The 26,830-nt window shown below is 38.9% G+C and carries 14 protein-coding genes and 2 pseudogenes; 6 read left to right on the top strand and 10 right to left on the bottom strand.

Translation table 11 applies throughout. The features are described 5' to 3' along the window. Positions 1 to 242: 242 nt before the first annotated feature. From IPL24_13300 to IPL24_13290, 3 genes are all read right to left on the bottom strand, one after another. Positions 243 to 629: a VOC family protein gene (locus IPL24_13300; GenBank protein MBK8364589.1), complete on the bottom strand. Its 387-nt coding sequence runs from the start codon at positions 627 to 629 to the stop codon at positions 243 to 245. Between the two features lie 88 nt (positions 630 to 717). Continuing rightward, positions 718 to 1,620 (bottom strand): WD40 repeat domain-containing protein, encoded by a 903-nt coding sequence (locus IPL24_13295; GenBank protein ID MBK8364588.1) that lies wholly within the window; start codon positions 1,618 to 1,620, stop codon positions 718 to 720. A 56-nt stretch (positions 1,621 to 1,676) separates the two neighbouring features. Then, the gene (locus IPL24_13290) at positions 1,677 to 2,699 is read right to left on the bottom strand and encodes an SPASM domain-containing protein (protein MBK8364587.1); all 1,023 of its coding nucleotides are present in this window, start codon (positions 2,697 to 2,699) and stop codon (positions 1,677 to 1,679) included. A 169-nt stretch (positions 2,700 to 2,868) separates the two neighbouring features. On the opposite strand from IPL24_13290, the gene IPL24_13285 reads away from it, so the two are divergent. Beyond that, positions 2,869 to 7,887 (top strand): gliding motility-associated C-terminal domain-containing protein, encoded by a 5,019-nt coding sequence (locus IPL24_13285; GenBank protein ID MBK8364586.1) that lies wholly within the window; start codon positions 2,869 to 2,871, stop codon positions 7,885 to 7,887. A 227-nt stretch (positions 7,888 to 8,114) separates the two neighbouring features. Here the strand turns inward: IPL24_13285 and IPL24_13280 are convergent, their stop codons facing one another. From IPL24_13280 to IPL24_13265, 4 genes and pseudogenes are all read right to left on the bottom strand, one after another. Then, complete coding sequence (locus IPL24_13280) at positions 8,115 to 9,089, bottom strand: polyprenyl synthetase family protein (protein MBK8364585.1); 975 nt, start codon at positions 9,087 to 9,089, stop codon at positions 8,115 to 8,117. 173 nt (positions 9,090 to 9,262) lie between these two features. Then, positions 9,263 to 10,204 carry an NAD-dependent epimerase/dehydratase family protein gene (locus IPL24_13275; protein MBK8364584.1) on the bottom strand — a complete coding sequence of 314 codons (942 nt, stop codon included), beginning with the start codon at positions 10,202 to 10,204 and terminating at the stop codon, positions 9,263 to 9,265. A 108-nt stretch (positions 10,205 to 10,312) separates the two neighbouring features. Further along, positions 10,313 to 11,176 (bottom strand): glucose-1-phosphate thymidylyltransferase RfbA, encoded by an 864-nt coding sequence (gene rfbA / locus IPL24_13270; GenBank protein ID MBK8364583.1) that lies wholly within the window; start codon positions 11,174 to 11,176, stop codon positions 10,313 to 10,315. Positions 11,177 to 11,497: 321 nt separating this feature from the next. After that, positions 11,498 to 13,908, bottom strand: a pseudogene (locus tag IPL24_13265) (MMPL family transporter). Positions 13,909 to 14,077: 169 nt separating this feature from the next. Between IPL24_13265 and IPL24_13260 the strand changes: the two are divergent. The 3 genes and pseudogenes from IPL24_13260 (at position 14,078) to rnhA (ending at position 16,244) form a co-directional block, all read left to right on the top strand. Further along, positions 14,078 to 14,466 (top strand): annotated as a pseudogene (locus tag IPL24_13260) (GxxExxY protein). 115 nt (positions 14,467 to 14,581) lie between these two features. Further along, the gene (gene kbl, locus IPL24_13255; GenBank protein ID MBK8364582.1) at positions 14,582 to 15,772 is read left to right on the top strand and encodes a glycine C-acetyltransferase; all 1,191 of its coding nucleotides are present in this window, start codon (positions 14,582 to 14,584) and stop codon (positions 15,770 to 15,772) included. A gap of 10 nt (positions 15,773 to 15,782) precedes the next feature. Beyond that, positions 15,783 to 16,244, top strand: coding sequence for a ribonuclease HI (gene rnhA / locus IPL24_13250; GenBank protein MBK8364581.1), 462 nt, complete (start codon positions 15,783 to 15,785; stop codon positions 16,242 to 16,244). 107 nt (positions 16,245 to 16,351) lie between these two features. On the opposite strand, the gene IPL24_13245 is transcribed toward rnhA, so the two are convergent. Genes IPL24_13245 through IPL24_13235 form a run of 3 tightly spaced genes read right to left on the bottom strand, consistent with a single transcriptional unit; the run spans position 16,352 to position 20,777 of the window. After that, positions 16,352 to 17,083, bottom strand: a complete 732-nt coding sequence (locus IPL24_13245; protein ID MBK8364580.1) for a DUF2807 domain-containing protein — start codon at positions 17,081 to 17,083, stop codon at positions 16,352 to 16,354. Positions 17,084 to 17,106: 23 nt separating this feature from the next. Next, complete coding sequence (locus IPL24_13240) at positions 17,107 to 18,198, bottom strand: acyloxyacyl hydrolase (protein MBK8364579.1); 1,092 nt, start codon at positions 18,196 to 18,198, stop codon at positions 17,107 to 17,109. Next, positions 18,198 to 20,777 (bottom strand): M1 family peptidase, encoded by a 2,580-nt coding sequence (locus tag IPL24_13235; GenBank protein ID MBK8364578.1) that lies wholly within the window; start codon positions 20,775 to 20,777, stop codon positions 18,198 to 18,200. Before IPL24_13235 ends, IPL24_13240 begins: the two co-directional genes overlap by 1 nt. Positions 20,778 to 20,872: 95 nt before the next feature. Between IPL24_13235 and IPL24_13230 the strand changes: the two genes are divergently transcribed. Both IPL24_13230 and IPL24_13225 read left to right on the top strand, forming a co-directional pair. Next, complete coding sequence (locus tag IPL24_13230) at positions 20,873 to 21,370, top strand: biotin/lipoyl-binding protein (GenBank protein MBK8364577.1); 498 nt, start codon at positions 20,873 to 20,875, stop codon at positions 21,368 to 21,370. 359 nt (positions 21,371 to 21,729) lie between these two features. Continuing rightward, positions 21,730 to 26,766 carry a CotH kinase family protein gene (locus tag IPL24_13225; GenBank protein ID MBK8364576.1) on the top strand — a complete coding sequence of 1,679 codons (5,037 nt, stop codon included), beginning with the start codon at positions 21,730 to 21,732 and terminating at the stop codon, positions 26,764 to 26,766. Positions 26,767 to 26,830: the final 64 nt, after the last annotated feature.

Below are 26,830 nucleotides of genomic sequence, written 5' to 3'. Positions count from 1 at the left end.
TATGTTGAAAATTATTCTTAAATAAAGCGTATGCTACAAAAATCATAAAGTTTAGAACGAAAAGGTCCTTTCAGGATGACAATTGTTGACTTACTGATATGCCGCAACGTTTTCCCTTGTTAACAGGGTCATCCTGAAAGGACCTTTTCGTTTTCTAAGGTACACAGTTTCATTTTTGAATTAATATTTCAATGGCAACAAACTTGAAACATTACTAAAGGAACAATCTCTGTCTACCCGGCTTATCGATTCTGTACAAAATCCCAAAGATTCCCATACAGATCTTTAAACACTGCCACAGTTCCCCATTCTTCCTCTACAGCTTCTCTAACGAATTCAACATTTTTCGATTTCATTAAATCGTAGTCGGTCCAAAAGTCTGTGGTATAAAGAAAAAGAAACACTCTTCCTCCCGTTTGATTTCCTATTCGCGTTCGTTGTTCTTCATTCGCTGCTTTCGCAAGTAACAATTTACAATCCGAATCCTTCGGACCAACTACTACCCAGCGTTTCGTTTCACTCATGACTTTGTCTTCATATAGAATGAAACCAAGTTTTTCAGTGTAGAATTTTATTGCTTCGTCGTAGTCGTTTACTACTATGGCAAGTTGGGAAATAGTTTGAGACATTTTTTTAATTTAAATAGTGCAGTTACAGGTTTCAGGTTACAGGTTTGCAGGTTGCCAACCTGTAACCTGTAACCTGAAACCTGTAACATTAGGTTTCAATTGTAAACAACATTACCCGTCGATCATCCCCGGCAGTCAACAACTCATCATTCTCCAACCACAAAACTTTATTTACACTATGAGAATGTGCATTAGATTGTTCTCTGTCGATGCGATGCTCGAAAAGAAAATCGTTGCTGTTCCAGATCTTTGCTGTCTTGTCTCTGCTGGCGGTTGCGAAATATTTGTTGTCAGGGGAAAATGCAATGGAATAGATAGCATAATTGTGTGCAGGAATTTCCATGAACATAGAATAGTCGTCGGTATTCCAGATCCGCAGATGTGCATCTCGGCCGCCGCTAATCAGATATTTTTTGTCAGGATGATAGCATACGCAATTGCAGGATTTCTCATGTGCAGGAATTGATTTTTTTTCTGAAAGGTCTGTTGCATTTAATATTCTGATCGTACCATCTCCGCATGCTATTGCAAGTTCTGAATCATCATTAGAAATTGCAATCGAACGAACCTTGCCTGCTGTGATCTGTATTTTTTTGATCAATGCAAATGTGTTCAGGTCCCATACTGCTAACTCACCTCCGCTTGATCCGGTATAGATCTTTTGATTGTATAAAGAGAACTGAATATCGAAGATTCCGCTTTCATGAAAGCGGGAAGCGAGGATCAGTTTTTTCGTGGCAACATCAATCGCATAAAATTCTCCCAGCCCTGTTCCTGAAAGCAACAACGATCTTTCCTTGATCCACCTGATAGCATAGATGGGTGAATTCATTTTACTGAAAGCTTCCGGCTGAATAAAATTATGTTTTTCCCATTTCGATAAAATGCCATCACTGCCGCCGGAGAAAAAGAAATCCGCATCCGGACTTTTTTCTAAAGTGTAAATAGCGCCTTCATGACCTACAAAGACTTCTGATTTATTGATTATCATAAACTAGATATGATGTTTTAAAGAATAGTTTTGAATATTTAAAATGGAGAATTGCACTAAGCCCAGATCTTTCCGCCTTCTGAACAATTTTTGCAAATATCAATTTCTTTTCTGCTTTTTAAGAGACTTTGTCGGAAATTCCGGAATGAATTTCCTTTCCAGACCGACTCGAACGATTCATTAGATAGATTACCGATCTGATGTTGCGCATCCTTATCGAAACAGCAGGGAACGACTTTTCCGTCCCATGTTATTACCGCAGATTGCCAAACCTTCCAGCAATGATTCAGTAACTTGTTTTTTGGAGCAAAACTTCCATCCGGCAATTTTTTGTAACGCGAAAATTCGGTATTTGCAGGAATCAAAGAATTCCCGTTTTGATAATCATTTATCTGAGCAGTTTTGAATGCAATATCATCGACACCGATATCTGCTGCCAGTTTTTTTATATCTGCTAATTGATGCTCGTTCGGAGCAACTACTAAAAACTGAAATACAACATATGGAGTTTTAGACCGCAGTTCTTTTTTCCATTTGATAATATTTTTTGCTCCTTCTAAAACCTTGGTCAATTGCCCACCGATACGATATTGCTCATAAACTTCCTGCGTAGTGCCATCAATGGAAATGATCAACCGGTCAAGTCCCGACTCTACGGTTTTTTTAGCAACATCATCATTCAGATAATGTGCATTAGTAGAAGTGGCCGAATACATTTTCTTTGAATTTGCATATCGGACCATTTGAAGAAAGTCGGGATTCAAATAGGGTTCGCCCTGGAAATAAAAGATCACATAAAGTGAGTCGCGATGCAGTTGATCGAGAACAGAAGTGTAAAATTTAGTTTCCAGCATACCGGTAGGTCTGGAAAAAGATCGCAGTCCGCTGGGACATTCCGGACATCTCAGATTACAGGATGTGGTAGGTTCAATTGAGACGGAGAATGGAAGTCCATAGACATGAACTTTCCCGCTGATGCGCGACATATAATATCCCAAAATGACCTTGCTGAAATTTGCAAAACGCCGCAAGGTCAGTTTTGACAATAGGTTCAGAATGTCTGCAGCATTTTTATTCATCGGAATAACAAAGATGCATACAAAGCGTGAATTTTATGGCATGATTTGGAGACTTTATTTTAACGGTTTCCATTCGTAATTTCATACAATTGAATGTTAATAATTCAATTTGAATTCAAAATAGAACCATCAAATATTAGTCTATTTTGGTTGCTTATAATACAATTGAATGAAATTACTCATCAGCACCTTTTTACTGTTGTTCATCTGTTCTTTTGCTAAAGCACAAGATAATTGTTCAGCAGCCATCGCATTATGCGCCAATAGCACTACAAGCCGCACCACTGTTGGTGCGACGACAACCGGAACCGATCCTGTTTTAGGTTGCGGCGATGGAATCGTAGACAATAGTGTCTGGTTTACGGTCTTCAGTCATAATACCGGAACAGCAACAGTTACCGTAACGGGAATCGATAATAATCCCGGATTAGCGATGGAAGTTTACACCGGAACATGTGCGGTATTAACACCCTTAGGTTTTTGTACAACGGGAAGTAGCGGAACCGCTGGTACAATGAGTGTTACATTTCCTACAACTAGTGGAACACAGTATTACATCATGGTTGATGGAGAATCGGGAAATCAGGAAGGATTTAACATCGTTGCTTCAACTCCAAATGACGCCATCATTGCACGTCCGGATGCAAACTTTAATACAAATCCGAACAACGGCTGCGCTCCACTTGATGTAAATCTGACGAATACGACAACGCTGCATGGCGGAACAAATATTACTTACGAATGGAGATTAGATGCAGGCGCCTACATTCCTGCATCAGGAGCAGATACACTTGTAAACTTTGCTACGATCGGCAATCATACAATTACCTTAAGAGTTTGTAATACAGAATGCGGATGTAAAAGCGTAAGTCAGGATATTGTTGTACAAGAACTTTATCCGACGATTACATACAACCCAACTGTATCTTGTCCCGGAACTCCGATCTTCTTTGAAGGCAATGCTTCTATTCTACCCGATCCACCTTATCTGGATCCAAACATTACAGACTGGATCTGGGATTTTGGTGATCCGGCTTCAGGTGTTGACAATACAGCCAATGGACAGAATGTATCACACACTTTTACCAGTTCAAGTTCGTCTTATACTGTAACGTTAATTGTTGATGGTGTATGTGGTCCTGAAACTACAACAACAGTTATCAATCTTCTTCCAAAACCATTTGCAGATCCGGGACCAATGGTCACTATTTGCGAAGGAGAAGATGCTGCCTTATCCGTAAACGTAGTTTCAGCTTTAACCATAACTTCTGTAGATTGGTTTGGTCCGGGAGCGTTTGATTGCACAAGTTGTTATTCTCCGAATGTCAGCGGTCTGACCGCCGGCGGACCGTACACAATGTTTGTTTCTGTAACCGATTCATTAGGTTGTGTTGCTGATACGTTTGTTGATGTTGTCGTTAATGAAATCCCATTAGTCTTTGCGGGATTCGATCAGCAATTTTGTCCGTTCGATACATATCAGATAATTCCAACTGTTAACAACGGTGCAGCGCCTTATACTTATTCCTGGAGTCCAACAGCCGGACTAAGTGATAGTACCAGCGATAGTCCGATTGCTTTCGATACAGATGAAACGTATTGTGTAACAGTAACAGATGATAATGGTTGTGTTTCAAATCCATCATGTATTGTCCTATCACATTATCCGCCACCAACTATCAATTCTGCAAATGCAAATTTATGTGTGACGCAATCGCCGTTACAGAATCAATTTACGGTTACCGGTGCAACTCCTGGGTCAACCTATGAATGGGGATTATCACCTGACTATGCTTTGATCACTTCAGCAGCAGTTGATTCATCTGACATCACTGCTGATTTTCCTGCAGGAATTGTTTCAACATATTATTTTACATGTATCATCACTGATGCTGGAACCGGTTGTATTGATACTGTTACAGCTTCATTCGATGTCATCACCGGTTTAACAATGTCTGTTACTGGTCCAACACAAATTTGTGATGGCGACTCTGCAACATTGACTGCAAATGGTGCGAACAATTATATTTGGTCTTCTAATCCGCCTTATGGATTCGCTGATCCGACATTAGCAACGCAAGTAGTTTCTCCTGCAACAACAACAATTTTTACGATTGACGGATCGACAGGAACTTGTACACAAACTATAACTTACACTCTGACATTAAGTGCACCGCCTTCAGTAAGTGTAGCGCCGGTTGCTCCTATCTGTGGATGTCAGACGGTAACACTTGATGGAATTGGAAGTACGTCAGGTATGGTTTATACATGGACAAACACTGGCTCAAGTATAATTGCTGATTCAACACAGATCTCTACAACTGCAATTGTTTGTACAGCCGATACATTTAATCTGAATGTCCGTGATTCAGGAAGTGGTTGTTCAATCGATTCAGCAATTGTTGTTTCTATTCTTCCAAAACCGGCAGCAGTTACAACTGTAAATCCGGATCTGATTTGTCTTGGTGCTACTACGACAATTACATTGGATGGTACCGGCAGTGATGCAAATCCAGGAACGACGTATCTATGGACGAGCGATGATCCCGGTTTGACCATTACCAATGCAACAAGTCTGATCGCTTCGGCAGATGTAAATACGCCAACAATATTTTATTTGTTAGTGACTGATAGTTTTGGATGTGATTCAACAGCGAGTGATACTGTACAGATTCAACCTCCGCCGATCATAACTGCATCAACATCGTTTTTGTGTCTTGCTGATCCGTTATTAGAATCTACGATTGCAATTTTTGGTGCATCGTCGGGATCAACATATAACTGGACAACAGTTCCAGGATGTACAAATCCGAATTCAGCAACTGGAAATTCTCAGTTATTTGATTTTGCAACTTGTGGTGCCGGAACATATACATTCGATGTAACAGTAACTGATAGTGCAACAACATGTGTGTATAATTTGTCGACTACAGTTTCAGTTATCGATTCAGTTACACTTGTAGTAACTCCGGATACAACATTTTGTGAAGGTGGAATTGCAAATCTTTATGCAAGTGGAGCCAATACTTATTTATGGTCCAGCGGTGCCATTACAGATACTACTTCCATTTCCGGATTAACTGCTGTAGGTTCACCATATGTTTATACTGTTACAGGAACTGTAGGATCATGTACAGCATCTCAAACAATACAGGTAACTGTTGATCCGTTGCCGGTAACTAATCCGATCGTAGCTCCTGCACAAATTTGTATTGATGATACTGCAACTTACTACACAGTTTCTCCGACCGGTGGAAATTATACGTGGACTGTTGGTGGCGGAACAATACTTTCCGGACAAGGAACAGACAGTATCCGCATTCAATGGACAGCTTCAGGGTTAGGAACAATTGATGTAGTCGACACAAATGCTTTTGGTTGTTCAGGAATAGTGCAAAGTGTTTCAGTTATTGTTAATCCACTTCCTGCAGCACCAACGATCAGCGGACCGGTATCAGTTTGCGAAGGTTCTACAATGACTTATTTTATTACTCCTACAGCAGGTTCTACATATTATTGGGATGTAACAAATGGATCATATGCATTAGGTCCTGTCGGAACTTTCAACAGTTTTATCTGGGGATCGCCCGGTCCGGGAACTGTAACAGTTTATGAAGTGAGTTCAGCAAATTGTATTGGGCCAATGGATACACTTGACGTAACTGTAAATCCAAAGCCTGTTGCTCCAGGAATATTAGGGAACACATTGATCTGTGACAATTCCACTGAAATATTTATTCTGAATTCTACGACAACAGTAGGTTCAACTTATACGTGGAGTGCAGATACTGCAACTTCTTCAACATTGAATCTGACACAGGATACATTATCGGTAGTATGGGGAACAGCAGGAACAGGAGTTGTAACTGTATTCGAAACAAATTCTTTTGGGTGTAACAGCGATACTTCTGTTTATAATATTACTATCAATGCACATCCGATAGCGTCTATTCTTCCTGATTCATCAGCGATCTGTAACAATTCTTCGTTTCAGGTTTTTGGAACGATCAACACAGGTACGCAATATTGGTACAGTGATGGCGGCGGAACTTTCGATGACACACTTTTATTAGCACCTACTTATACACCATCTGCAACAGACAATGGTTATATTCATTTGTATATGGTGGTGTCGAATTTCCCTTGCGCAAATGATACTGCGGAAATGGCATTATACGTTTCACCGGCACCGACATTAGTTGCTACTGCTGCTCAGGGAACAATTTGTTACGGCCAACAGGATACATTGAATGCAACAGGAGGAACAACTTATCTGTGGGGTCCGAATGGTGAAACAGATAGTACTATCTATGTTAGTCCGCTTGTAACTACTACTTATTATATAGATGCAAGTAATGTTTATGGTTGTACTTCTTCCGATTCTATCACTGTTACAGTAATTCCTCCGGGTATTCCTGCAGCAGGAAACGATCAGTTGTTATGTATCGGAGATACGATCATTTTAAATGGTACGCAGCAGAATGCAGGTGGAATAGTCTGGACAACAGCAGGCGACGGAACATTTTCACCGGCTGCAAATGTGCAGGATGTTGGGTATTCACCGGGAACAAACGATACGACTTCAGGTTCGGTAATGATCTTTTTAACTACTACAGGAGCGTGTCTGAATTTGCAGGATACTGTTATACTTACAATTGCGCATCCGTCATCAGTCGAAGCGGGAAATGATACATTGATATTAAGCGACAACGGTGTTACTATTCCACTAGCGCCTGTTGTTACAAATGTAAGTGGTGTAACGTGGACAACTACAGGCACAGGAACATTCTCTCCGAGTGATACAAGTCTGAATGCTACCTATACTCCGTCAGCAGAAGATTATGCATTGGATTCGGTGGCACTTACAATTACGACATCAGGCGGATGTGGAGCGACAACAGATTATTTAGTTGTTGAATTTTCTCCTTTCACTGTTCCGAATGTATTTACACCATATCCATCAAGTCCGGGACAGAATGATTATTTCGTTATTAAAAACATTCCTGCTAATACAAAATTATTCATCTACGATCGTTGGGGATTGCTTGTTTTCAAAAGTGAATTCTATAGAAATGATTGGGATGCCTTTGGATTAAAATCCGATGTGTACTATTACGTCATCGATATTCCAAGTCCTGCTAAAACGTTTCATGGTGCGGTGCAGGTGATACGGGCGGAGGATAATTGAAATTGGTAGTTTGTTGTTAGAGAATAGTAACTAGAAATTGGTTAGAATAGAATAAAGTGATATAGGGGTTTAAGGTGTTTATGTAACACTTTGAACCCCTTTCTTTTATTGGAAAGTGGATGTCTTCGATTTTTTTTTAACACTAAGATCACTAAAATTCGTCACAAGAACACTTTATGATGCTTGTGCTCTTGTGCTGACTTTTAGTGATCTTAGTGTTTTATTTTTTAAGATGTCCTGACCATTAACTTCTCCGCAAACGAAACCAGCAACTCTTTCCTCTCATCAGCAACCTGAATAGTTTTTAAGTGCTTCATTGCTTCCTGAAAATACTGATCCATTTTTTGTTCTTCTTGTTCTTTGATCTTTAATTCATCGTAAACAGCAATAACAGTTTTTACTTTTTCTTCTGCGTTAAAATCTTTTTGATTTAATGAAAAAGTTAATTGTTCGAGTTGTTTTCCTTTTGCTTGTTCACAAGCGGATATAAGCAGAAAAGTTTTTTTATTCGAAATGATATCGCCGCCAACCTGCTTGCCGAATTTTTCAGCATCGCCGTAAGCATCTAAAATATCATCCTGTAATTGAAAAGCGATACCTAATTTTTTTCCGAAGTGATAAATGTTTTCAATGTCATCGTCTTTTGCATTAGCGCAAATGGCGCCAATAGCAAGAGATCCACCAAGAAGTACTGCCGTTTTGAGGGCGATCATTTCGAGGTATTCATCGAGACTGACTTTTTCGATTGATTCGTAATTCATGTCGTATTGCTGTCCTTCGCAAACTTCAATGGCAGTCTTCATAAAAAGATCCATGACCTTTCTGAGATATTTGTCATTCACCTTCATCATTAGTTGACATGACTGAACAAACATAGTGTCACCGGAAAGTATTGCAACATTTGCATTCCATTTTTCATGGACCGTTGCCTTTGTCCGGCGCAATGGAGCCTTGTCCATTATATCGTCATGCAGCAAGGTAAAATTATGGAACACTTCTATTCCAAGTGCAGGTGAAATTACCTCTTCCGGATTTCCACCAAACATTTCATTACTCATCAACAACAAAGCAGGACGCATTCTTTTACCGCCCAGATTGAGCATGTATTGAATCGGATCGTAAAGCTCAGCAGGTTTTTTGTCGAGCTCAAGGCTTGAGAGGCCTTTTTCGATTAGTTGCTGGAAATGTGAGAGTGAATGCATGATCTGCTAAATGATAGCAAAGTAACAAAAAAACGTGGCAATAGTTTAGTTCGATGCTCCGATTTTTTTAAACACGAAGAGCACAAGTTCACAATAAGAACACGGAATTTGTACTAAGAAATCCGTGTGCTTATTGTGAACTTGTGCTCTTCGTGTTAAATTATTACGGTCTTTTATTGAAGAACATACTGACTATTCTTCAAAATCAAATTCAACCCCGATTCAAGCGAAGTAAAATCACGATTCAGCAGATCTTTCATTTTTGTAACATCCGGACGACGGCGAGTCATGTCGCCTTCAGCAAGAGCAGGAAGATGAACAATTGCGGAACGGGAATTGGTTTGCTTGATTATGAATTTCGCAAGTTCAAGCATCGACATTTCATTATCGGATCCGATGTTGGCAACATCATTAACAAGTAAGTTATTATAAAAGGCATTCATCGTAGCATCAAGATGATCTTCGATGAAACAGAATGTTCTTGTCTGGGAGCCGTCACCGTAAATTGTAATGTCTTTATCTTTTAAAGCAGCGATAAGGAATTTCGAAATAACGAAATCAGAACTTTGTTTTGGTCCGTAGGTATTGAATAAACGGAAGATCGTAAAATCAAGATCGTATTCACGTTTGAAAGAGCGGAGATAAGCTTCGCCGACATTCTTTACAATTGCATAAGGCAATCGTGAATTTAATGGAGTCGTATATTCATTCTGTGGAAATTCAACCGGCTCACCATATACTTCAGATGATGATGTGTAGAATACTCTTTTCACACCCGTGTTCTTCGAAAGATTAAGTACGTTATTGATCCCTGTCATATCATTCAGTACCATGACCGGATTAGCAAGAGTTCTTTTCACGCCAACAACAGCAGCGTAATGAAATACATAATCAAATCGATATGCATGGAAGATGCTTGAAAGATCCATCAGATCATTAGCATCAGCTTTGATGAACTTCACATTCTGATGAACAGACTTGGGAACCTTCGATAGTGACCCTGTTAAAAGATTATCAACGATAACAACATAGTTGTCGGGATCACGGGCAAGACGTTCAGCGAGCGAGCTGCCGATAAATCCTGCGCCACCTGTTACGAGTATAGTTCTTTTCATAGTTCTTGGTTATTTACCAAAGTTTACAATTTAAGTAATATGGCAAACTTCTTTTTTACAAACGTCCCATTAGATGGGGTGAAAGACTGCCTTGTGTTTACTAAAAATCTAATTCTCCGGTAATGAAAGCAGATATTTGCCATAACCACTTTTTACGAGGGGTTCGGCAATAGTGCGTAATTGTTCTTTTGTTATATATCCCTGACGGTATGCTATTTCTTCAATACATCCGATTTTCAATCCTTGTCTTTCCTCGATGACCTGAACAAATTGTCCGGCTTGCATCAGTGAAGCAAATGTTCCTGTATCGAGCCAGGCAGTACCTTTATCGAGTATGCCGACTTTCAGATTCCCTTTTGCAAGATAGACTTTGTTGACATCAGTGATTTCATATTCACCGCGTGGACTAGGCTTAAGATTTTTTGCAATATCAATTACAGAATTATCGTAAAAATATAATCCGGGAACGGCATAATTGGATTTTGGTTTCAGAGGTTTTTCTTCGATGCTGATCGCTTTTTTGTCTTTGTCGAATTCTACGACACCATAACGTTCCGGATCACTTACATGATAAGCGAATACAATTCCGCCATCGGGATCAATATTGCTTTGAAGTACTTGTTGCAATCCCGTTCCGTAAAAAATATTGTCACCAAGAATAAGTGCTACTTTATCTTTTCCGATAAATTTTTCACCAATAACGAATGCCTGTGCGAGTCCGTTAGGAACAGCTTGTTCAGCATAGGAAAATTTACAACCAAGATTTACTCCATCGCCGAGTAATCTCTGAAAATGTGGAAGATCATGTGGAGTAGAAATAATCAGGATCTCGTTTATTCCGGCAGTCATTAAGATTGACAACGGGTAATAGATCATAGGTTTATCGTACACAGGCATGAGTTGTTTGCTCATGGCTAGGGTCAAAGGATGTAAACGGGTACCGGATCCACCGGCTAGGATTATACCTTTCACAGTTTTTGATGAAATTTCGCCATTTTCAGGACAATTACAATTAATGCAAAATACGAAAAAAGGGTGGAATGGTTCGGTTTTCAGGCTTTTAACCAAGAAATACAGAACTTTTCTTTTATTGCATGAATTATTATTGGTTGTTTTTGTGGATCAAATAGAGTCTTCAATATCAATTATATGGATTTGGAGACTTAGTAATTTAAGGCTATAACCTTAAATTGAAATCGGTTTATTAAGTCTATACCCTGATAAAAATCAGTAATAAAGTAGTGATTGAAATAATCAATTCGTAAGAAACAGCTTCCTGAAATTATTATTCAATTACAAATGCGGTCTCCCATCTTCATCAGTATCTCTTCTGATCTGCAAGTCATCCAGCTCCACATCCTCATCTTCATCGAACATCTGAATTAATTGTTCTTTCATAAATGCGCGTGTGATAATTCTTTTTTCAAGAGAGAGCAATAGAGTGGGAAGAAAGATCAGGTTGCTGATCATTCCAATGAGTAAAGTAATTGAAATTAAAACGCCGAGTGCAGCAGTTCCGCCGAAACTTGATGCAGTGAAGATGAAGAAGCCGGAGAATAAAATCACTGCTGTATAGATCATTCCCGGACCGGTTTCATAAATAGCATTGGAAACTGTTTTGGAAATACTTCCTCCGTGTCGACGTAATTCCTGCCTGTACTTGGTGAGAAAATACATTGTTCCATCTGATGCAATTCCGAAAGCAATAGAGAAGATCAGAATTGTTGATGGTTTCAATGGAATATTAAAGTAACCCATCATCGCTGCCGTAAGTAATAACGGCGACATGCTAGGGATCAATGCAATGATGACCATGCGGAACGACATGAACAAAGTAAACATCACGGTTCCGATAAATAGTATTGCAAGCAAAATACTTTCTTTCAGATTCAGTAAAAGGTAGTCGTTGTTCTTTAAAAAGATAATAGAGTTTCCCGTAAGAGTGACATCATAATCATGCGGATCAAAAATGCTATCGATACGCGGCCGGATCTCTTCAAGCAATGCTTTCATTTTTATCGAACCAATATCTGCAACCTGAAAACTTATGCGTGTCGATTGTTTTGTGCTGTCAAGAATTGACTTGAACATTCTCTGATTATCTTTTGCCTGTGTAGCATATCCTGCAAGTCGTCCGAGTTCCTGAATATTTGGAATGATGTAGTACTTCGGATTATTATCATTCAATCCTTGATAAGAAAATTTAATTCCTTCGGCAACTGAGACCGGCTCACTGAATTCAGGATAGTTTGCAAGAACTTTCTGAACGCGATTGATCTTGTAAAGAGTTTTTAATTCTAATGCTCCTTTCGGCTTTTTAGTATCGATGGCAATTTCAAAAGGAAGAACTCCTCTGAAATTCGATTCGAAGAATTTCAGATCTTTATAGATGACATCTTTTTTCGGAAGATCATCAACAACATATCCAACTGTTGTGATTCGCATCATTCCGATCACACATACAACAATGATAGAGATAACGGTCAGATAGATTCTGGGTCTGTAAGCATGCACCCAATGATCGATCTTATCGAGGATCTTGTTAAGCGTTTTTCTATCGAGGTGACTGATCTGTTTAGGTGAAGGTGGCGGAAGGTAACTGAATACAAGTGGTATCAACACGAGTGAGATCAGATACGTGATCATGACATTGATACTTGCAATGATTCCGAATTCAATAAGTACGTCGCTATGCGTGAATGCGAATACTAAAAATCCGATTGATGTTGTCAGATTGGCGAAGAAAGTTGATACTCCTATTTTGTAAATTGAGCGGGCAAGAGCTTTACTTTATTGCCATGCTTTGCAAATTCCTGTTGGTATTTATTGAGAAGTAAGATGCAATTCGGTAACCCTATAACAATGATGAGAGGAGCGATCAGACTAGTCAGGATGGTGATCTTAAATCCGAATAATTCCAATGTGCCAAATGACCAGATCACGCCGAGTACAACAACGATCATTGGAAAAAGCACTGCGTAGAAACTTCTGAAGAAGACGAATAGAATGAATGCCGTTACAACAAATGCCAGGATCATGAACATCTTCATTTCGGCAAGGATCTTTTGCGAAACGGCTGTTCTTATGTAAGGTAATCCGGAATAATGCAGATCGATGTTGTGAGTTGCAGAAAATTGCTCACTCATTTCTTTCACATGATTCACGATATCGATCCGGCTCTTGGTATTTAACTTTTCCTGATCAAGAGTGATGGCCATCAAAGTAACCTTCGTCTCCGGATTATAAAGTAGTCCTTCGTAGAATGGAAGGTTGGCAATTTCTTCTTTCAGACTATCGACTTCAGCCTGGGATGTTGGTCTGGATTTGATGAGTGGTTTAAAATCCAGTTTGTGCAGACTATCATTACGGGTAACATGAAAAGCGCGGGCAATGGATATTACTTCCTGGATGCCTTCGATGGATTTGATGTTATTAGTCAGATCATACCAGTCGGCTAACAGTTTTTGTTCCCAGATGCTGTCGCTTTGGAATCCGATGACCATGACGCTTCCGTCTTCGCCGAATTTTTGTTTGAAGCGTAAATACTGGGCATAAGTTGAATCGGTTGGTGGCAGGATCTTAGCGCCTTCATAAGATAGCTTGACTGACGAGGCCAGGTAAACCATTCCGCCGGTCAGAACAAGCAGAACAATAAGTGATATCAGTCTGTATCTTAATATAATACGTGCAGCAGCTTCGAGCATAAAAGGGTCATTTGAAAGACGGATAAATGTAAAAAAAAATGAACACCCTCATTGCGCTCCCCCGGAAATCATATTAACCGGGGAAGTTCTCTTATTATATTGGTTGTAATGGAGCTATGGAAGACATTTCTTTGTTTGAAAAATATAATAGCCATGACGAAAAAATCAAATAAATAGTATAGCCTATGGAATTGTTGGGTGTGCAATAGAAGTACATCGTCAATTTGGACCAGGACTTTTGGAATCGGTTTATCAAGAATGCCTGAAAGCGGAATTGTTAAAAAAAGGGTTTGACTTAAAAGTAGAGCATCATGTTCCTTTATTTTATAAGGGTGAAAAATTGGCAAGTAAATTGAAATTAGATCTTTTAGTTAATGATCAGGTTATTGTTGAATTAAAATCTGTGGATACATTAGCTCCAATTTTACTGCTCAATTGCTAACTTATATGAAATTTGCGCAAAAGCCGAAAGGATTATTAATTAATTTCAATAGTCAAAATATTGTTTCAGGAAGTGTCGCCTTGGTAAATGATTTTTTCGCTTCTTTGCCGGACTAAAATTCCGTGATCTTATTGTGTTCTTAGTGTTCTTAGTGTTAAAATAAACACAAGTCACTAAGAACGCACAAGAACACATTTCATTACAGTATTTAAAGTAATTAATTAATTTAAAATGTACGATACATTAAAACCAATCCTAATCTCCGAGCTTGAAGAAATCAAATCCGCCGGATTATATAAGCAAGAGCGAATCATCAGCAGCCCGCAGGGAGCAGATATTATTGCTAATGGCAAAGCAGTAATAAATTTCTGCGCAAATAATTATCTGGGATTGTCATCACATCCTAAAGTTATTGAAGCAGCGAAGAAAGCGATCGATACACACGGATATGGAATGTCTTCCGTACGTTTTATCTGTGGTACGCAGGATATTCACAAAGAACTCGAAGCAAAAATTTCTTCCTTTCTGGGAACAGAAGATACTATTCTTTATGCCGCAGCTTTCGATGCAAACGGCGGTGTTTTCGAACCGTTGTTAAATGAACAAGATGCCATAATTAGCGATGAATTGAATCATGCATCGATAATTGATGGAGTTCGTTTATGCAAAGCGCAACGCATGCGTTACAAGCATAACAATATGGAAGAACTTGAAAAAGTTCTGATTGAAACGCAACATCTTCGTCACAGAATGATCGTAACCGATGGAGTATTCAGTATGGATGGCACAATTGCGCAACTGGATAAAATCTGCGATCTGGCTGACAAATACAAGGCACTTGTTATGATCGATGAATGTCATGCATCCGGTTTTATGGGCAAGACAGGAAGAGGAACACATGAGTATAGAAATGTAATGGGTCGTATAGATATTATTACCGGTACATTAGGGAAAGCCCTCGGCGGTGCTATGGGTGGATTTACAAGCGCCAAGAAAGAGGTCGTTGAAATTCTTCGTCAGCGTTCACGTCCATATTTATTTTCGAATTCACTTGCGCCGAGTATTGTTGGTGCATCGATTGCAGTAATTGATCTGCTGCAGGAAACGCCTGCCCTCAGAGACAAGCTCTGGGAGAATACAAAATACTTCCGTGAGCAAATTACAAAGGCAGGTTTTGATATTAAGCCCGGTGAACATCCGATAGTTCCGATCATGTTGTACGAAGCCAAACTTGCACAGGATTTTGCTTCAAAACTTTTAGACGAAGGAATTTATGTCGTTGGATTTTTCTATCCTGTTGTTGCAAAAGGCAATGCACGTATTCGTGTCCAGATTTCTGCCGGACATGAACGCGCACATCTTGACAAAGCTATTGCTGCGTTTACCAAAATTGGAAAAGAGTTAGGAGTATTAAAATCCTGATTCAGGTTTTATGGTAAAAATTTATACAGATGGCAGTGCAAGAGGAAACCCCGGTCCGGGAGGATATGGAATTGTTTTGTTAAAGGGTGAACACAGAAAAGAACTTTCAGAAGGTTATCGTCATACTACTAATAACAGAATGGAATTGCTAAGCGTTGTTGTGGCGCTTGAAGCTTTAAAAAAAGAAGGCGAGCATGTAACCATCTATTCTGATTCGAAATACGTTGTTGATTCTGTTGAAAAGAAATGGGTGTTTGGCTGGGAGAAAAAGTATTTTTCCGGAAAAAAGAATCCCGATCTATGGATGCGCTTTTTAAGAATTTACAGAAAGCATCATGTGAAATTTGTCTGGGTAAAAGGTCATGCATCAAATGCTGAGAACAATCGATGCGATGAATTGGCGGTGGCTGCTTCATTTAAGAAGCCTTTGAAGGTTGATGTGGAGTATGAGAGAATTGGTGGGGAGGAGTAGTTTTTTTTAACACAGAGAAAGAGGAGAAAAAAAGGGAGAAAATAAAGAAATCTTTTTTTCTCCCTTTTTTTCTCCTTTTTCTCTATGTTAAATTTTTCAAGTGTTAATTAGTATGCAATCAAACTTCCACTACCTGAAATATTTTTCGTCAGCTTATACAAACTTCCCGTATAGTAAATATCCCCGGTATAAAGCAAAACAACATCCAGTTCACTATCAACATTGATCCTGCAATCGCCGGTGGTTGATGAACGGATGTAGAAAAGCTCTGTTCGTAATTCGGAAAAGTCGAGTGTGGCAACATCATTCATGTAAACAAAAGTAACATTTGCTTTTCCTTTTGCGTGAAAGTCGGCCCTTCCGATATTATTGTTGATGTAAATTTTGTTTGAGTTGAAAAGAAAGTTGTAACTGCCGGAAGCGTTCCAGGAATCAAAAAGAAATTCTTCCGTTTTAATGGTGTCGGCACAGGTAAAATTTCCGGATCCGTAGATCTCAACTTTTTCAGGATTGCGCATACCTATTTCGACAGTGTATTTATTACTGAAGCTGCGGGTCCAGTTGCACTTGTTATCATTTCGGATATAGAGTGTACCATTTTCTATTTCTGTAATGATACCATCGATCAAATGCTCACCGGCAGTTACTCTGATAAATGGAGTCGTGTCTGAATAGAGTATGACATCAACATTATCTTTCAGATTAAGATTTTTGAAAGACTCAGCCCGTCTTATCTGCGTGATCTCGTCACCTGTACTTTTCAGGCAATCAAACATGTGGTCTTTCGAACAGTTTGTGAATGAAAAAATGAGGAGTGTAAGGAGAATTAATTTACGCATGAATATTTTTGATGTTCCATTGTTTAGAATTTTTTTCCCATACCAAATTCAACAAAATCTGCTCTCGCATAATGTGTCTTTAGATTCATGCAAAGAAAGAAATTTTCGAAGTATTGGCGCACGCAAATTCTGTGATAAATATTTCCGTCTTCTTTCCATCTGCTATAGAGGTAGTGCCCCATATTAAAAAGTAAACCGGTTTTACCTACAGATACTTCTATTGCTCCAAAGATTCCTGCACGTACGTCATCTGAAAAACCTTTGAGCTCAGAATTCGAGTTTTTTAGTCGGGCAGAAAGAGAATTGTCATAAAATCCATCGATGCCAATTCCCCAATTACTTTTATTTCCAATGGAAGTCATTCTTGAAAAAGATATAACTCCTATATTATATTGTTTTCCTTCCGGCGGATAGATTTTTTTCAGTCCCGCTCCAATATATGCTATCCAGTTTGAGGATTTAGGTTTTAAGTCCGAGCGTGCACTGTTGATCGCTAATCGTTCACCGAAATAGCGGGTGTAAGCAAGATTTAAAGTAGCCACATTTATTCCAAGATTTGGAATGCTGTAAGAGCCATTTGAATAATGAGTGATGCCTGTACTGATTTCAAGAAGAGACAATTTGGATAAACGCTTTTCATAACCTAAGTCAAAATGAATAATGCCATTGAAGTGCGAGCCTATAGCTGCATTTTTGAAGTTGTCCGACGAATTAAAAGTTTTCTCTACCCAGCCTAATCCGATACCATATCGGAAGATAAATTTGTTGTCGGAATTTTTATTCAGCGGAAAATCAATGTAAGGATAAACTGCAAATCCATATCCGAGTTTGTCAGGACTGCCCAGATCGAAATACGCAAAAGTTATTCCGCGGTTTGGGTTAAGAAATTCCCGCTCCCATTCGTTTTTCCCTGAAGAAATTTTTGCCAGTGAGATCTCAAAACCTGAAATGTGTTTTTCCTGAAGAGGAACCAATGCCGGCCGATGTGCAATCAGAAATCCATGATCACGACGGATACTCCAGGAGTATTTCCCAATTGTAGAATCAGAATCCGTAGCGGATATCTGATGAGTAAACAGAAGAAATATTGTGATAGCAAAAAGCCGGAAACTCATTAATTAATCTTCTTTATGATATTTCTTTTGTTCTCAATATAAGTTTGCAGATACGTCAGTTCTTGTGAAATGGCGTCTTTTGTCAAACCCGGATTCATTTCGAGCCAACGATTTTCGTTCTTGCTAAAACTTGAAGAAGCGGTTCCAAGTTTAGTTTGTGTATCTGATAAAACTTCTTCACAGATCTTTTTATAATAATCAAATGAGCTCCCCATAGCGTCTTTCGTTATAAGATCAACTGCAGATTTAATCGTTTTCAGATTATAATGATTTCCTGCATATTTTCCCAGGTCTTCAAGGATAGAAAATTTTTCCCAACGGTCAACAAATAAATATGCTCTCTTATAAACGTGGATGAAGTCTGCGGAGTCATTATTTGAATAATATGTAGAAAGTTTTGCCAGTACTTCACTGCTTGAATCCGCTTCAAGTTCAAGGGCTGCCTTCGCACCTTTCTCCGGATCTTTGTCTTTCAGATTATCGAAAGCCGAAGCAACAACAACATGTGATTTATCTTTCAGCAATTTTTCAAAAAGTGGAACGCACTCTTCAGCTTTGTAGTAAGTTTTTATCCTTTGAATTGCTGTACTACGGCAATCGGATGCCGGGTCGTTCATTGCAATATCAAACATTGTTTCTTTTATCGATGCAGGTTCATTCTGACAAATAATGCTGGCATATATCAGTGCATCCTGGCGAACAAGTTGTGCTGAATCTTTCAATGCTCTGCGAATCATATTTGACGCAGGTGAATTAATTTCCTGAACGAAACCAATCGTAGTCACTGCTTGCCCACGGTCACGTACATATTTTGAATGATCATACAAATAGATCGTTTCTTCTTCAGGTCGTTCTGTAGTAATCGTTCCTACGAGAGTTCTTTCTGCATCAACAGAAACAACTTTCGGTTTTTGATTCAAAGGAAATTCGAATTCCTGAGAGCTTTTTGTAAGAACAATTCTTTTTCTTTCAACAGAATTTTCAAAATAAAAATCAATATCAAGTGGTAGTTTATACAATGGACTTTTTGTGAGATCCTGGATCTGTTTGATCTTGATCGTTTCTTTTTTTGAAAGTTCATTCCATGAATACGAAACAGTCAGTTGTGGATGACCACCTTTGAAAAACCACTGATTAAAAAACCAATTCAGATCTTCACCGGTTACTTTTTCAAAAGCATGACGCAGGTTGTCAGCTTCAGCACTTGAAAACCGATTGTCGGTCAGATAAACATTCAGTCCTTTGAAGAATGCAGAGTCGCCGAGATAGCTTCGAAGCATATGCAAAATGTTTCCACCTTTATTATAGGAAATTCTGTCGTAAACATCTTCTGCATCGTCATATTGATACCGGATCAATGGCGGATCACTTTTTTCTGCAGCGCGGAAATAACTTCGCAGACTTTTGTTCAGATCGCTTTCGGCTTTTGTTTTGCCGTACTTGTATTCATTCCACAAATACTCAGAGTAATTTGCAAAGCCTTCGTTCAATGTAATATTGCTCCATGATTTACAGGTTACAAGATTGCCAAACCACTGATGAAAAAGTTCATGAGCAACATAATGTTCATAGTTGTCATCAATGTTTGAACCTTCATCCTGTTGCATATTCGTTCCATGAACAACAGCAGTCACATTTTCCATTGCTCCTGAAATATAATCATGCACAACGATCTGACTATACTTCTGCCAAGGATATGTAACGCCAAGAAGTTTTGAGAAGAACGTCATCATTTCAGGAGTATTTCCAAAAGCCAGCCGTGCATTTTTTTCATAGGGTGGATCAACATAGTAACTCACTTCAATCCCATTCCATTTGTCTTTTACAATTGCATAATCGCCAACGCCGATAAATACAAGGTAAGGAGCAGCAGGAAGATCATTCCGCCAGTGCCAGGTAAATGTTCCATTGTTATTATTGATCGTTTCAATCAATAATCCATTTGAAAGTGTTTTGAATGCAGAATCAACAGTGAGAAAAATTTCACTAGTCATTTTTTGTTCGGGTGATTCTACAGTTGGAAACCAGACCGAATTACTTTCTGTTTCGCCTTGCGTCCACAGTTGTGTTGGTCGACTGTCATCAATGCTATCCGGATCGACAAAGAAAAGGCCTTTGTCACTTTTAAAAGAAATGTTTCCCGGGATAACTGTTGATTCAGGTTTAGCGATGTATTCAATTGCGATTTTTATTTCTTCGTGTGAATAATAAATTCTGGGAAGTCTGATGATCAAAAGCGATTGATCATATGTATACTCCAATAGTTTTTTATTTTTCCCTGTGACCAAAGAAACATTCAGGATCGACATACTTCTTGCATTCAAAGTTATGCTGTCGCTTGGAAAAAAATGTTGCTTCAGAGTAATTTCCGCAAGACCTTTCAGTTCTTTTTCTTTCCACGATGGTGTAAGAAAGAGAGTAGTATTGATCAGATCGACACGTTTAGTATAGGCTGATTTGTAATCCGGAATTGCATAAAGCTTTTTTTCTTTATTTTCATTTTTAACCGTTTGTTCAGCAGTTTTGCAGGAGGATATAATAAATCCAAGAGCAACAACATAGAGAAAGAGATTTCGCATAGTTCAAAGATAGAATTTGAATAAAAAGAAGCCATTTTATTTCAAATATTTAAGGACTTATTAAGGTTTAGAGCTAAAATTTTTACCTTTACTAGATGAATAAAGTCACAGTTGCCGATAAATCATTTAATGTAGAATCCGAAAACGGAAGTTTTTCTATTGATAACAAGGCATTTAATGCAGATGTGTTGGAATTCAGAGAAGGAAAGTTTCACATCCTTCAAGATAACAGATCGTATACTGCTGAAATAATTTCCTTTGACAAAGATGAGAAAAGCTTTGAAATTAAAGTAAATAGCAACATTTATATTGTAAAAGTGCAGGATCGTTTCGACCAATTACTTAAGCAAATGGGTATTGACGCAACGGCCGGCAAAAAAGTTAACGACATAAAAGCCCCAATGCCAGGGATGGTTTTACAGGTCATGGTCGAAAGCGGACAGCAGATAAAAAAAGGAGACGCTATTGTAGTACTGGAAGCCATGAAAATGGAGAACATCTTAAAATCACCATCTGATGGTGTTGTGAAGACTGTAAAAGTGATAAAAGGAGATAAAGTTGAGAAGAATCAGGTAATGGTCTTTTTGGATTAAGTATGTCATTTCATGTAACAAAATAATTATTCTCCTTTTCCTCCCTTTTTTTCTTAGTGCTCTCCGTGTTTCAATTTTTAAGCATTATCGATGGATTTTTTAACATAGAGACAATGGAGAAAAAAAGGGAGAAAAAAAGAGGTCTGTTCTCCTTTTTCACAATTTTTAATTTCTATGCGCTTTATTTTTTAAACGCTGATATCATCAAATAAGTATTTAATACTTCTGTCAAACTGTAATATTGAAGCCTCTTTTGTCTAGATTTAAAACAACTTTTCAAGTCCATAAATAGTAAAATACAAGAACACGCTTCAATTCAAACAATGAATTGCAAAATTTATACTAGGACAAATTTACTCATGCAAACGATCAGAATTTTCATCTTTGGAATTCTGTTTTTCCTTTTTTCAAATGGAAGAACAAATGCTCAGACTTTTTCAGGAACCGGTGGTTCAATTATTACTTTGACCGACACATCGCGATTCAATATTGCTGTGAGTGGTTTGGCGAATCCGATTGATTTTACCTATGGACTGGAATCTGTGACTATAAATATTTCACATACTCAGGACAGAGACATCGATTGTTTTCTCGCTGCTCCTGATGGAACTCTGATCGAACTTACTACCGATAATGGTGGTACGGGCGATAATTATACAAATACAGTTTTCAAACATAGTGCAACGAATGCTATCACATCCGGAAGTGCGCCTTTTAATGGGACATATAAACCTGAAGGAGATCTTTGGCGTGTAAATAATAATCAAAGTGGAAATGGGCAATGGCAGCTACGAGTGATAGACGATAATAACAATGGTGTCACCGGTTCAGTTTCAAGCTGGAATGTGAAATTCAGTAATGCACCGGCAATGACATTTGTTTTTTCGCAATCGTCTTTGCCGATTGTGATCATCAATACAAATGGACAAACAATTCCTGATGATCCGAAGATCATTGCTGATATGAAAATTATCGACAATGGAGTTGGGAACAGAAATCATCTGACAGACATTCCGAATAATTACAATGGGAAAATTGCAATAGAAATCAGAGGTTCCAGTTCGCAGATGTTTCCGAAAAAATCTTTTGGATTTGAAACACGTGATAACAGTGGGCTGATTGATCTTGATACTTCATTACTTGGAATGCCTTCTGAACACGACTGGATCCTGAGTGCAAATTATACCGATAAATCATTTTGCAGGAATGTTGTTTCCTATCAGTTGGCAAATGAAATGGGACACTATGCTGTGAGGACTAAATATGTTGATGTTGTTTTGAATGGACAGTATTGGGGGATCTATGTTTTTATGGAAAGTCTGAAACGTGATAAGAATCGTGTCGACATCAGTAAACTTGAACGCACAGAAACAACAGCGCCTGATATTACCGGCGGATACATTGTGAAGATCGATAAATCAACCGGTAGTGGTGGTGATGGCTGGACTTCTCCGTATGCGCCAATCAATCATTCAAACGGACAAGATGTTTTTATTCAATACGATTATCCTTCTACAGATAGTATTGTTGCATCACAAAAAGCATATATAAAATCGTATGTCGATAGTTTTGAAAATGCATTAGCCGGACCGAATTTCCGTGATTCTGTTTTAGGATATGCAAAGTTCATCGGCAATGGCTCCTGGATAGATTATTTTTTCTCGAATGAGTTGAGTAAAAATGTCGATGGTTACAGGATCAGTTCTTATTTATATAAAGACAAAGAGAAAACATTAAAAGCAGGTCCGGTATGGGATTACGACATCGCTTATGGAAATGCAAATTACTGTAATGGTTCCGATACAACGGGCTGGGCTTATTTATTCAGTTGTACAGGCGATAGCTGGCAGGTTCCTTTCTGGTGGCAAAAACTTTTACAGGATACGAATTATACAAATCAGATGAAATGTCGTTGGACAGATTACCGCACCAACGTATTAAGTTTGTCCCATATAAATTCTGTTATTGATTCAATAACAACACTGATTGGTGAATCAAAAGACTGGAATTTTAATCAATGGCCAATACTGGGAACTTATGTCTGGCCAAATCCTTCACCGCAACCTTCAACTTATGCCGGCGAAATTCAGAATCTGAAAAACTGGATGAGCAGAAGACTTTCATGGCTGGATTCGAATATGCCCGGAAGATGTAATTGTACTCTGAATATTGTTCAGCAAAATGTAACTTGTTTAAATGCATGCGATGGACAATTGATTGCCGTTGGTACTTCGCCATATCAGAAAACATACGAATGGAATAACGGTAGTTCCGGTGATACTTTAACCGGAATGTGTTCCGGTAGTCAGACAGTTACTTTTAAAGATGCTATTGGTTGTACACGTACAGCTACAGCAACAATAACAGAACCTTCAGCACTGGTTCTTAATGCATCAGCAGTCAATGCACCATGCAATGCATCCGGCTGTAACGGACAAGCTTCTGCAAGTGTAAGTGGTGGAACAACACCATATAATTATTCATGGTCGAACGGACAAACTACAGCCACTGCTACAGCATTGTGTTCAGGAACATATACAGTGATCGTTACTGATTCAAAAGGTTGTTCGAAAACTTCAACAGTTACAATTACTAATCCTTCTTCTCCGATTGTTACGCTAAATTCAGCAACGAATCCTACGTGTTTTAGTCAATCGAATGGATCAGCTTCAGTTAATGTAACAGGTGGAGTAGGACCATATACGTACAGCTGGTCGCCGAGTGGTGGAAATAATTCTTCAGCTTCAAATTTAGCAGCAGGAAATTATGTTGTGACAGCAACAGATGCTACCGGTTGTCCGACAAGCTTTAATGTTAATTTAACTCAGCCAACATCAATTGCTTTATCAGTAACAGCAAATAACGTCAGATGCTTCGGTGCAAGTACAGGTTCAGCACTTGCGAGTGCAAGCGGTGGAACCGGTACATATCAGTTTACATGGTTACCAAGTGGTGCAACAGGAGCGCAGATCAATAATTTACCAGCGGGAAATTATTCTGTCAGAGTAACTGATGCTAATAGTTGTACACGGACAGAACCTGTAACTATAACACAAGCACCGTTGATCAATACAAATATTTCTTCGACAGTTGTAAATTGTAATAATGGGAATGATGGCAGTGCGACAATTACTGCTTCAGGAGGAACCGGAAGTCTATCCTATTTATGGAGTCCCGGATCGCAAACAACAAATAGCATTTCGGGACTTACCCCGGGAACTTATAGTGTTGCTGTAAGAGATAGTTTTGGATGTACCATCAACCAGAGTGTTACATTGACAAATCCACCTTTGCTGACTGCAAGTACTTCATCAACTACTTCGATCTGTACTTCAGCAACAGGTAGTGCACAAGTAAGTGCTTCAGGTGGAACCGGAACGTATTCATATTTATGGCAACCTAACGGTCAGACGACTGCTTCAATAAGTAACATCATTGCTGGAAATTATTCAGTGACAGTAACAGATCAGCGTGGTTGTACAGTCAATCCTTCTGTCATAGTAAATAGCGCAAGCGGAATGACAGTAAATGTTGCAAACCTTTCTAACGTCAGTTGTTTTGGCGGAACAAATGGAACTGCTACTGTAAGAGTAACAGGAGCAAAGCTGCCAATGACTTTTGCCTGGTCACCGATCGGTGGAAGTGATTCGTCAGCGGTGAATTTGCCTGCCGGAGTTTATTCAGTTGAGATCAATGATGACAACGGCTGTACTACAATTCAGCAAATAACAATTCAGGAGCCAGATCAACTGATCGTTTCTGCAACGCAGGATAGTCTCTCATGCTTTGGCGGAAATAATGGCCGTGCTACAGCAAATGTAATTGGTGGAACAGCGCCATATATTTATCTATGGTCACCTTCCAATGGGTTTAATTCTGTTGCAAATAATCTGACAGCAGGAAATTATACAGTGAATGTAACTGATGCAAACAATTGTTCATCGACACAATCGATTTCAGTATTGCAACCTACAATGGTTTCAGCAACTTCTTCAGTTGTGAATTCAACATGTGGAAATGGAAACGGTTTTATACGGATCAATCCATCGGGCGGAACTGCTCCTTATTCATATTCGTGGAATCCATTTGTGTCAACAGCTGATTCAGCGTATGATCTGATGCCGGGAAATTATTCGATATCGGTAATTGATGCTAATGCATGTTCACGGTCAGTTAGTGTGACTGTAAGTACAACATCGTTGCCTGAAGTTACTGTTGCATCTATGATTGAAACTTCCTGTAATTCTACAGATGATGGATCGATCATATTATCTACTACCGGTGGAACCGGAGCATTGACTTATTCATGGTTGCCTGATGTTTCAAATTCATCTTCTGCTACACAGATCCTTGGAGGAATTTATTCCATTGTTGTAACGGATGCAATCGGTTGTCAGGATAGCATTGGCGTGATCTTACCAGAGCCTTCACCATTAGGCGCGCTGATGATTCCATATGATGCAAGTTGTTATGGTGTGAATGATGGAAGAATAGTTGCCAATGTTGGCGGCGGTACATCGCCTTACACTTATCTCTGGACACCAGGTGCACAAGTAACTGATTCAGCAATTAATTTATCACCCGGAACATATAGTGTCCTGATGACAGATGCAAGAGGCTGTACTGCCATAGCATCAGCAACTGTTCAGTCGCCGGATTCATTACAAATTACATCCATTGCTACATTGCATACATGTTATTCAGAATGCAATGGATTTGCTGAATTGAATGTAAGCGGAGGTTCGGCGCCGTATTCTTATTTGTGGTGCAATAGTTCTACCGATGCATCGATCACAAACGCATGTGCCGGAATCTGTACAGTGCAGATCTCAGATGCAATGGGTTGTATTGAGAACAGGCAATTTACTTTTACGCAAGACGATTCATTGACTCTTGTGACATCTCATACCAATGCAAGTTGCATATCATGTTCAGATGGTACTGCAGATGCAACTGTAAGTGGTGGATTCCCGCCCTATAGGTATTCATGGACGCCTGGTAATTTTACAACATCTTCAATTACCGGATTAACTGCAGGTACATATTTCGTTTGCATCACCGATTCAAATGCATGTGTTAAATGTGATTCAGTGATTGTTCTCGAACCGGGGACTAATACAGAAACTATCAAAGGAAATAATTCTCCACTCTATGTTTATCCGAATCCTGCCGGTGATTATGTTGTGTTTGCATTTTTGACAAATGATCATCAGTCCGTCTCAATAAAAATACATGACGTAACAGGTAAGCTTGTTAAAACGGTTTTAGATGGGAATGTGGATGAAGGAGAACATTTGATCAGGGTTGAAACGGCAGACATAGTCCCGGGAGTTTACTTTTTTACCTTTAGTAATAGAAGTTTTCTGAAAACAGGAACTCTTATTATCAGTAAGTAATAAGAGACATATAGATATCACTACTACTATTCGCAGAATATTAGTTTTTTGATATGGCCAGACT

The sequence above is a fragment of the Bacteroidota bacterium genome, from assembly GCA_016711505.1.
Classification (GTDB): Bacteria; Bacteroidota; Bacteroidia; order AKYH767-A; family 2013-40CM-41-45; genus JADKIH01.
The sequence above is the reverse complement of the archived record's forward strand: the minus strand, read 5'-3'. Positions and strand labels throughout refer to the sequence as shown.